At 36.8% G+C, this 9,894-nt stretch carries 10 protein-coding genes; 3 read left to right on the forward strand and 7 right to left on the reverse strand.

Features of this window, described 5'->3' with window-relative positions; genetic code table 11:
* The first annotated feature begins 54 nt into the window (after nt 1-54).
* Nucleotides 55-909 (forward strand): universal stress protein, encoded by an 855-nt coding sequence (locus ESZ26_RS09050; protein ID WP_146799422.1) that lies wholly within the window; start codon nt 55-57, stop codon nt 907-909.
* 52 nt (nt 910-961) lie between these two features.
* Here the strand turns inward: ESZ26_RS09050 and ESZ26_RS09055 are convergent, their stop codons facing one another.
* Genes ESZ26_RS09055 through ESZ26_RS09070 form a run of 4 tightly spaced genes read right to left on the reverse strand, consistent with a single transcriptional unit; the run spans nt 962 to nt 4,126 of the window.
* Nucleotides 962-1,831, reverse strand: a complete 870-nt coding sequence (locus tag ESZ26_RS09055; protein ID WP_146799423.1) for a mechanosensitive ion channel family protein — start codon at nt 1,829-1,831, stop codon at nt 962-964.
* A 22-nt stretch (nt 1,832-1,853) separates the two neighbouring features.
* Entirely contained in the window at nt 1,854-2,642 is a 789-nt protein-coding gene (locus ESZ26_RS09060) for a hypothetical protein (protein ID WP_146799424.1), read from the reverse strand.
* Nucleotides 2,643-2,652: 10 nt separating this feature from the next.
* Nucleotides 2,653-3,117 (reverse strand): hypothetical protein, encoded by a 465-nt coding sequence (locus tag ESZ26_RS09065; RefSeq protein ID WP_146799425.1) that lies wholly within the window; start codon nt 3,115-3,117, stop codon nt 2,653-2,655.
* Between the two features lie 37 nt (nt 3,118-3,154).
* Nucleotides 3,155-4,126, reverse strand: coding sequence for a magnesium transporter CorA family protein (locus ESZ26_RS09070; RefSeq protein ID WP_146799426.1), 972 nt, complete (start codon nt 4,124-4,126; stop codon nt 3,155-3,157).
* A 182-nt stretch (nt 4,127-4,308) separates the two neighbouring features.
* Between ESZ26_RS09070 and ESZ26_RS09075 the strand changes: the two genes are divergently transcribed.
* On the forward strand, nt 4,309-5,334 hold the full coding sequence (locus ESZ26_RS09075; RefSeq protein WP_146799427.1) for a DUF21 domain-containing protein: 1,026 nt from the start codon (nt 4,309-4,311) through the stop codon (nt 5,332-5,334).
* Nucleotides 5,335-5,352: 18 nt separating this feature from the next.
* Nucleotides 5,353-6,207 (forward strand): mechanosensitive ion channel family protein, encoded by an 855-nt coding sequence (locus tag ESZ26_RS09080; protein WP_146799428.1) that lies wholly within the window; start codon nt 5,353-5,355, stop codon nt 6,205-6,207.
* Nucleotides 6,208-6,428: 221 nt separating this feature from the next.
* Here ESZ26_RS09080 and ESZ26_RS09085 read toward each other — a convergent pair whose 3' ends face one another.
* The 3 genes from ESZ26_RS09085 to ESZ26_RS09095 form a co-directional block, all read right to left on the reverse strand.
* On the reverse strand, nt 6,429-8,258 hold the full coding sequence (locus ESZ26_RS09085) for an SLC13 family permease (RefSeq protein ID WP_146799429.1): 1,830 nt from the start codon (nt 8,256-8,258) through the stop codon (nt 6,429-6,431).
* A 471-nt stretch (nt 8,259-8,729) separates the two neighbouring features.
* The gene (locus tag ESZ26_RS09090) at nt 8,730-9,164 is read right to left on the reverse strand and encodes an ATP-dependent zinc protease family protein (protein WP_070376389.1); all 435 of its coding nucleotides are present in this window, start codon (nt 9,162-9,164) and stop codon (nt 8,730-8,732) included.
* 8 nt (nt 9,165-9,172) lie between these two features.
* Nucleotides 9,173-9,894, reverse strand: a 722-nt coding sequence (locus ESZ26_RS09095) for a succinylglutamate desuccinylase/aspartoacylase family protein (protein WP_146799430.1), incomplete at its 5' end; no start/stop codon positions are given.

The following is a 9,894-nucleotide window of genomic DNA, read 5'->3' on the forward strand; positions in this document are numbered from 1 at the left end:
CACAAAATTTGGACAATCCCACCCGGGAACTAATATTCAAAATGAGGAAATAAAATGATAACTGAGCAATTAATTTGGTTTATAGATGGACGTTATTTCTATAAAAACATCACTTTAGATAAAGTTATTCATCTCGCCAATGCTCATAAAATGCGCGTTAAGATAATTATAGATGCTAAGGTAAAATCTACTCAACGTTGGTACTGGCATACTATGGTTGGTGACTCGTCAACGGCTAATGAAGATTTAGCTGCTATTAACAAGAAAAAACAGACCTTACTTAAGGCGCTAGAAATGAGTGCGATTAAAGCTGAAATAATCATTTCTGAGTCTACTGATCACATAAAAACAATCAATACTGAATTAGCAAAGACTAATAGTGGCCTGCTAATTTTAGAAGACACGCCGCCTAAACAAAGACACGGCATTTTTCAAACGCTCACTGAAATAAACGCACCGGTATTATTGTTAAGCGATAAGGTATGGAAAGAAAAAATCAATGCTATTGGCGCTGTTGACCCATTACACGAAAATGATCGCCCAGCAAAAATTGATGAACATATTGTTGAGCATTTAAAAAGCTGGGAAGGTTCGCTTTCAATAGAATGGAAACTTCTCCACTGTTGTTACATTTCATCGGTTTTATACCAATACAAAAACAAAGTATTATCGATGCATCAAGACGGTTTAAAAGAGTTCGCTGATCAGTTCCACATTAAGAGCGATCAATACAGACTACTCCAAGGTTTACCTGAAGATGCCTTAAAATCGTATATTAACAAAAACCATATCGATATTTTATTTATCGGTTTGGTTAATAGAAGCATGCTTGATAAGTTTTGGGTGGGAAGTACTACATCAAACTTTTTATATGAGCCGCCGTGTGATTTATTACTTATTAAACAGTAAATAAATAGTGAGCATTAACCGACAAGGTTAATGCTCAACGTTGGTTACTTGACTATTCTTTTGAGGCAATATCTGCGGTATTTTTGGCTTCATCATTCATAACAACTTTAAAGGGTTTACTCGCACTCCCTGAATAAAGGCTGATATGCGGAAATGGAATTTCAACGCCCTGCTCATCAAATGTTTTTTTGATGTTCTGATACATTTCATTTTTAAGCGCAAGAAAATTCTCTCTTCTTGACCAGACTGAAAACTGGATATCAACCGAAGATGCTCCAAAGCCAGTCAAAATAAATAAAGGTGCTGGTTCTTCCAAACAGATAACATTTTTTTCGGCTATTTTTAATAATATATCACGCACTTTTTCAATATCTTCTTTGTAAGCAATACCTAATTTTAAATCAGCTCTTCTAATAGGATACTTTGTCATGGTGGTTACCGCACTTTTTATCATACTTTCATTGGGTATTCGCACAAACAAATTATCAAAGGTTCTTAATTTAACAGATAACAAATCAATCGAAATAACCTCTCCTAAAATGTCATTCACTTTAATCACATCGCCAATTGAGAAAGGTCTTTCTATCATCAAAAATATACCACTGATTAAATTTGATGCTGAGGTTTGTGAAGCAAAGCCAATAGCCACAGTAAAAATGCCCGCTGCGCCAAGTAATATCGTTAAGTCGATACCAATATGTTTTAAAGCCGACAATAAAAACAAGCCCAGCAAGGTATAAAACAGCGTTCTTTTTAATAAAAATACGCCATGTGTCGTCATTCTATTGCTAACAATTCTTTCTATCGCGCTACTCATCGCTTTAGCAATAAAGTAACCGACCACAAATAAAATAAGTGCTTGTGTTAAGGTGTATAAATGAGATGCTTTGAGCATGTTAAAAAACTCATTAATGACTTCCATATAATATTTACCTAACTAATGTTTACCCAAATAAGTTACTAATTCTGCGAATTAATTTTCCATGTTCAGAGGTTTCTCGCGGACTACTAATTGCGGTAAGTGGCTGAAATTCAACTGAAACACTTCTTTCAATAATTAATTCAATATCGGCTGATTCATTATTTCTTTCGATGGTAATGCCCGATGTCCATAGTTGATATTTATCATCGCTGTATAAATGTAAATAATTGACAGGGACATTAATCCGATTAATGATAAGTTCCTTGTCGTGACTATTAATCACCATAATTGACGTTGTTGCTCGGTGTGGATGTAAGTCGAGCTCTTCAACTTTAGTTTTTGCAGAGGTATATTTCGCATAACACAATTGCCCGTCGATGGTCGAACTACCAAACCATGAATCTGAGGGACGCCAAAAGGGTAGATCAACTAAGCATTTAGCACTTGGAAATGTTTCTGCATAAAACCAAATGGGTGTACTAATAAACAACTGGACTTTCTCACCGGCCAAAATAGTTAACGGTGATGAAGGACGAGCAATAACAGATCGGTCGGCTAATTTTGGTAATACTTTTATTTTATCGGAGCTGGCTTTCTCTAAAAAACGACCGATAACGGCATCACTTTCTAACTCAAAATCTTCACCCGCAGAAACCACAATGTCTTGGTCTTCTTCCTCGCTTTCAATATTCCAAATATTCCATTCGCTTGCTTTACGCTTTATTAATACCGCGCGTTGACCAACGCTCCAACATTTTTTTTCATGACTTTCATCAAAGGTAAACTCGCCCCACCAGATGTTGTTACTCATAGTTTACTCATTAAAAATTAACTTTAAATAATAAATCGCCAAAACCCCAGATAAAGGTACCTGTTATCAATAATGAAACTTCTAAAATACCGAGTTGGTATCTAACATTGTCTTTAACAACATCAATTTTATCGTCGAAGTTATCTTCAATTGTTTCAATTTCTTTGTCGATGTACTCTGCTGGCACATTGATTTTTCTGAGTTTCATTTTCGCTCGTGACAATACCAAGCGATGTTGGATATTGAGTTTACTGATGAGTACTCGTTCAGCAATAATAGCGCCAATACTCGACCAAACACCAAGTATAACAATTAAACAACCACTTCTAGAGAGCCACTCTAGCCCTAAAAACTGAGTTTTAGACAAATAATAGCCCATAGAAATCAGTGTTAAGGAAAGTAACCAAGCCATTATCGGTTGTCTTTTTCTTATGTTAATGACTTGTGTTTCATAAAGTGTTTTTGAATCGCTCAATATCTGTCTTCTTTTTCAATTTATTAATTAACGGTTCTTACAACCAGCGCTTTTTCTTAAACCAAACGATAAGGCCAACAGAGATAACTGACATCACCCCAAGTAGGGTAAAGTAACCGTGTTCAAATTTAAGCTCGGGTATATATTCAAAGTTCATCCCGTATATTCCCGCCAGGAAGGTCAAAGGTACAAACAAGGCGGTGATAACAGTTAACACTCTCATCGTTGCATTTAGCTGATGTGAAGTAACCGACATATAGCCGTTAATTAAATCACCACAAATATCGTAATACATTTGAGATAGGCTCAATAATCGGTCGAGTCGCTCTCTTAAATCATTAACGCTATGTATTTCTTTATCGGTAATAAGAGATGTTTCATCATCTTCGAGATAGCTGTTTAGGGTATTACCAACGGTAACATGGTAATTAAAAGTTCTTCTAATTTTAACTAATCTTGAGCGATGTGAAGTGATTTCTCGCATCATTTTATCGTTTCCACTGACTTGAAACTGATCTTCTATTTTTTCTAAGTTTTGTTCAAAATCGAATAATTGCTGTAGGTAATTACCACAGCTACTGTGAAATATTTTTAACGCTAAATGGATAGGACTTCTCGCTAAATATTTTTCGCTAGTTGCGTTAAACAAAGCATTTATCGCTATCGAACTTTCAGGATGGCCGGTAATTAACACGCGTTGACCGATGAACATACTAATTTGTACATGCTCAAACGTTAAATGATTTTCTTTGGCAACAAAGCCACGGTAAAGCAAAAAAATGAAATCACTAAAAAGTTCAACTTTTGGCGGATGTCTCTCTCTTTGGGCATCCAAAATAGCCAAAGGATGACAGCCAAATTGGGTTAATATTTCTTTTTCTTGAGACTTTTCGACTTTATCAAGATCAATCCATAGCACAGTATTTTCATCTTGTTGCCATTCACTGACTAATTCTTGGCCGCCAATTTTAACAGGCGCAGAAGGTGAAATTAACATACATTTAATCATTAAAAATCCTTAAGTATAATTACAAAATAGTGCTGATGTTAGCATTACAAATAATAAGTGATAAACTTGGCTATTATAAGCAATATTTTAGAGTAAAGGTCAAATAATTAGTTGTTATCTCAGCAAGTAAAGTTAATAATTCATCCCATTAACGCTCTTAACATTCCTACTAGGATTATTACATGTCAACTGACATTATTACTTGGTGTGCCATCGCCTTTTGTATAACTCAATCAGCCATTTTCTCAGGATTAAATCTCGCATTTTTTTCTATAAGTCGGCTGCATTTAGAAGTTGAAGCTAAAAAAGGTAGTAAAGCAGCACAAACCATTCTACGCCTTCGAGATGATTCAAACTTTTTATTAACCACCATATTATGGGGTAATGTTGGTATTAATGTACTGCTAACGATGCTCTCTGATTCGGTACTTACTGGCGTTAGTGCTTTTCTCTTCTCAACCATTGCAATTACCATTATTGGCGAAATTACACCACAGGCGTACTTTTCAAGAAATGCCTTAAAAATGGGCAGTATGCTCGCCCCTATTATTCGTTTTTATCAGATACTCTTTTACCCTGTTGCCAAACCAACTGCACTTATTTTAGATGCTTGGCTCGGCAAAGAAGGTATTACTTACCTTGAAGAAAGTGAACTTAGAAGTATTATTCGCCAGCATATTACCGCCGAAGAAGCCGACCTCAATCATGTCGAAGGTATCGGCGCGTTAAACTTTTTTGCTTTAGATGAAATACAGGTCACTGAAGAAGGTGAAATCATTGACCCAAAATCAATTATTGCCCTACCAACAAAGTTAGACTTACCTATTATTCCGGTAACAACACAAAGCCCAGACGACCCATTTTTAATGCTGGTAAATGAAACTAACCATAGTTGGGTAATACTAACCAATGAAGCTGGCTACCCATTACTTGTGCTTGATGCAGACGGTTATTCACGAGCTGCCTTATATCAACCAGGTGATTTTGACCCTTACAATTATTGTCATCGTCCCGTAGTGATAACAGATGAAACAACACCATTAAATGAAGCTATGCTGAAAATGAAAGTGAATACTTCGACAGATAAAAACTTTGATGGTGTGATAGAGCACGATGTGTTACTAATTTGGGGGGAGACCAAACGTATTATTACTGGCGCAGATATTTTTGGTTTACTGCTTAAAGGCATGCTTCCTAATATAAAATAAACAGGTTAAATATTTATAATGGAATGGTTAGATAAAATATTCAACTTAAACGGTTTTACCGAGTTACTGTTTGAATATAAATTTATTGTTACTTTTTTATTGCTGATGGTTTCTTTCTTGATTAAAAATTTAATCATAAAAGTCATCAAACTAAAATCGAAGCAAACTAAAAGATTAAAAATCAATATGGTAAATAATATTTTTACTATATTGATTATTATCATACTTTTTAATTTATGGTCCGAAGAAATCCAAAAATTTGCTTTTTCGATTGCCGCTTTTGTTGTGGCAATTGTATTAGCGACTCGGGAGTTTATTCAGTGTTTTATTGGCTTTATCTATATATTATCGAGTCGACCTTTTCGTATTGGTGACTGGATACAAGTAGGTAATTATGTTGGTGAAGTACACTCTACCGATTGGGCTAAACTTACTTTGCTAGAAGTTAATAAAGATGATTATGAATATACTGGTAAGACTTTATATTTACCTAATAGCCAGTTGATCACTTCGGTTATTAAAAACCTTAATTTCCTCAAGCGCTATGCGGTACATCATTTCACTATAGTCCGTGATGACAGTGCCAACCCCTTTGACTTTATCGATACCTTGCACGAAAAAGCAAACCTATATTGTCACGACTTTAAAGATGTTGCTATTCGTTATAACCACCTTATCGAAAACCGCTTAGATATAAAAATCGCTGGACCTGAGCCACATATCCAAGTAGCTACCTCAGACCTGGGCGACACTCAGGTGTTTTTCACTATTTTTTGCCCAACAGAAAGTGCGATGGAAATAGAACAAAAATTAACAGCTGACTTTATGCAGCTATGGTTTGAGCATAAAGCCTTAAAAAGCGTTAGTGGATAAGCGACCAGCAAACACCATATGATGATTATTAGCCTGTGTCGTCGATTAGCTGGTATTTAAGCATAAGGCTTTAGCTGCCAATTATTTAACAAGCCCCGCGATAAACACCACTTTATCTTTAGAGTTAACCGCCAGCCTCATTATTGATGAGGCTTTGGCTTGGCATAATCGCTTATCTTCAGTATATCGGCGCATGCTAAAGTACAACTGCCCTGCTTTTCTTACAAATATAGCCAATTTAACAGTAACGATAGGGTTACCCACATTAAAATAATCAAGGGAATACCAACACGCATAAAGTCAGAAAAACGATAACCACCAGCGTTCATTACCAATAAATTAGTTTTATAAGCCATAGGTGTTGCATAACTTAAGTTAGCACCAAAGAGTACCGCCAATATAAAAGGTTCTGCTGGCAGGTTGAGTTGGCTAGCAACAGAAATAGCAATAGGCGTACCAATAACCGCAGCGGCATTGTTAGAAACAATATTAGTTAATATCGCTAATAACAGCATTAAGGCCGATAATACACCTCCCGGTGGCAAACCAAACGATAAGGCGACAAACACCTGGGCTATATACTCAGCGCCACCGGTTGTCATCATTGCAGAGCCCAACGCTAGAGACGCAGCAACAATTAAAATAACTTGCGTACTAAGCGCTGATGAAGCTTCTTGCCAATTTAAACACTTTGTTAATAACAAGATAAGTACACCACATACCGCACTAATTTCAATCGGTAAAATACCCAGCGCTGACGATACAACCACGGCCAACAAGGTACCTAAGGCAATTGGCGCTTTACTTGTTTGAGGCAATGACTCCGCGCCATCAATGATTAATAGCCCTTGTTTAGCTTTTAATAAATCAATTTGCTCTTGCTCTCCTTGTACAAGTAAAACATCACCAATTTTCAGGCGTGTATTACCGATACTGCTGCGACCAATTTCCATAGCTTTACCGGCTCGATGCAATGCGATCACTGATATACGGTGTTTTTGTATAAAATTGACTTGTTGTAAAGTTCTCCCTTCAACGCCGGAGCCAGCAATAATAACAATCTCTGCCAAGGTTTGTTTATCGGCTTTTAAGGGGTGTTCGTCATCAACTTTATGCAGTCCTGAGAATAAGGTCGCTCCTAATACTGATTCATATTCTTTTAAACGGTCGGGATAGTCATGAACTTTTAATCGGTCTCCAACAATAAGCACGGTATCGGGTAAAGGCATTATATTACGATAGTTGGCGCCACGCTGAATGCTCTCTATTTTTAGTTGGCCATCAGTCAAAGCAATTATTTCGGTGATTGTTTTCTCGTTCGCCACGCTCTCTTCGTTTATATTAAGATAAGCGCTAAATAAACGTGGTGAAGTATCAGGCATTGATGGCGTTCGACTTGGGAGAAGCTTGGGTGCTATTAGCCATAAGTAGAGCACGGCAACAACCGAAGCAATAAGTGCTGGTTGAATAAAATCAAAGAGCCCAAATTCAACCGCCCCCATATTTTTTGCAATACTGACCACTAATAAGTTAGTCGATGTTCCGATAGTTGTCGCCATTCCCCCAACTAAAGTGGCGAGCCCCATAGGTAATAACATCGGCGAAGAATCAGTTTTAGTACGCAGTGACACACTAATTAAAATAGGCAGTAATAGCACCACAACAGGGGTATTATTAATAAAAGCACTTAAGCCGCCAGCCAAAACAAGTGTTAATAACAAAGACAATGTTGGACTTATTTTCCATAATTTGGCTAAGTATCGACCAATGGGTTCTAGTGCCCCAGTGCGCACGATACCGTGACCAATGATCATTAATGAACAAACAGTAACTAAGGCTTCATGGCCAAAACCAAAAAATAATGAGCTAGGTTCGAAATGTGTGCCATCGATGTAAAAGGGAAAGAATGCAAACGCCAAACATAGTATAGCGATAACAGCCAAAGAAGAGGTTTCTAAAGGGATATCGTCTCGACGAAAGAGATATAAGGCAAGTACGGTTATTAATAATACCGCTAATGCATGATTATTAGGTAAGTCAGGAATATTCAAAAAGTGATACCAAGTTAATTTAATTATTTAGCGGCTACAGCCACTGCTTATAAAACTTATTCTAAAGGGATATGGCAAATTATTACCAGTCAATGACATCTATTCTAATTATTTTTAATAACTATAATACGAGTTTTCAATTAAGTACATACTCGCTAATCAATAGATATTTTTGTAGTAAGCTCACTAAAGAATAAAATATATCAGCTACAAATAGTGACAACAGCAATTGAACCACCTTGCACAATAGAGATTTTAAACAGCGGAATTTAGCGACAGGCTGTAATAATTAACGTTTAGTGACTAACAAAACAGCGGCAAGATGACTGATATATTGTTGGATTATTTGATGGTAGTTAACATGCTACTTTTGATATCGCACGTTATTGAGCGATTCATCTTCTGTGCTAGTGATCACAGAAGATGCATCGTATTTTATCTATAAAATGAATAGGAAACTTAACTAACTTTTTATTTTGATCCCAAAAAGACTTTTGATGGGTCAACAAGAAAACGTTTGCCAAGCGCCTCTCTACCTAACAACATTAAATAACTCATATCAGAGCGGTCTGTTAAGGTTATTTCAATTGACCACTTTTCTTCACCAAGTACGATTAATGTTTCAATAACATAACGTTGCTCTACCGTGCCATTGGAAGACTTTATTTTCCTGATATCACTAATTGGCGCACTACATTTAACAATAGTATCAACATTATGCGCATCAGGATGAATATCAAAGATAACAGAAGGTTTGCCATTTTTAATAACTTTTGTAATATTATCAACGTGTAACGACGAAGTTTTCGCACCAGTATCAACTCGCACTTGTAACTCGTCAATAGCTAAGTCTGGCAAGGCTATTGACTCTAAACGCCCGATAACCACTTTATTTGCTTTTTTCATACCCCCTCCTAACTGTCGTCATTTTCAGGTAAAAGTTGCTCTTGTACATTTTCGATGTGTTCTGCTATCTCTTCATCATCTTCACTAAAGTAAGCGACATGAAACATCGCCTCTCCATCTTGTACTAACGGTATATTTTGCTTACCAATTAAAATACCTGAGCGTGTTGCTTTAACCGAATCGTATATTGCACCATATGGGCTACCAATTTCGGCTAATACTTGGCCTTTAGTGATCTGATCACCCAAATTAACAATATTATGGACAATACCACTGGCATTAGCGCGCACCCATTGACTGCCATTAGCAATAAATGGCACAAGTTTTTTCTTGCTTCGGACAACTTTTCGAGTCATCCCTAAATACTGTAAAACATTTAAGATACCTTTCATGCCCGCTCGAATTGAAAACTCATCAAAGCGCAGCGCTTCACCCGCTTCATATAATAGTATTTTAGTTTCGTTTTTAACCGCTGATTCTCTTAACGAGCCGTCAACCAAAGTAGAATTCAACACAACCGGTACACCAAAAACTTCCGCCAAGGCTTTGGTATCAGGGTCAGACATATCGGCCCTAATTTGTGGCAGGTTTGAACGATGAATTGCCCCGGTATGTAAATCGATACCGTAATCACAATGTTTTACGATTTCATTAAGAAAAATATGTGCAACACGCCCCGCTAAAGAGCCCTTCGCTGACCCTGGAAAACAACGGTTTAAATCACGACGGT

The organism is Colwellia hornerae, from assembly GCF_007954355.1.
Classification (GTDB): domain Bacteria; phylum Pseudomonadota; class Gammaproteobacteria; order Enterobacterales; family Alteromonadaceae; genus Colwellia_A; species Colwellia_A hornerae.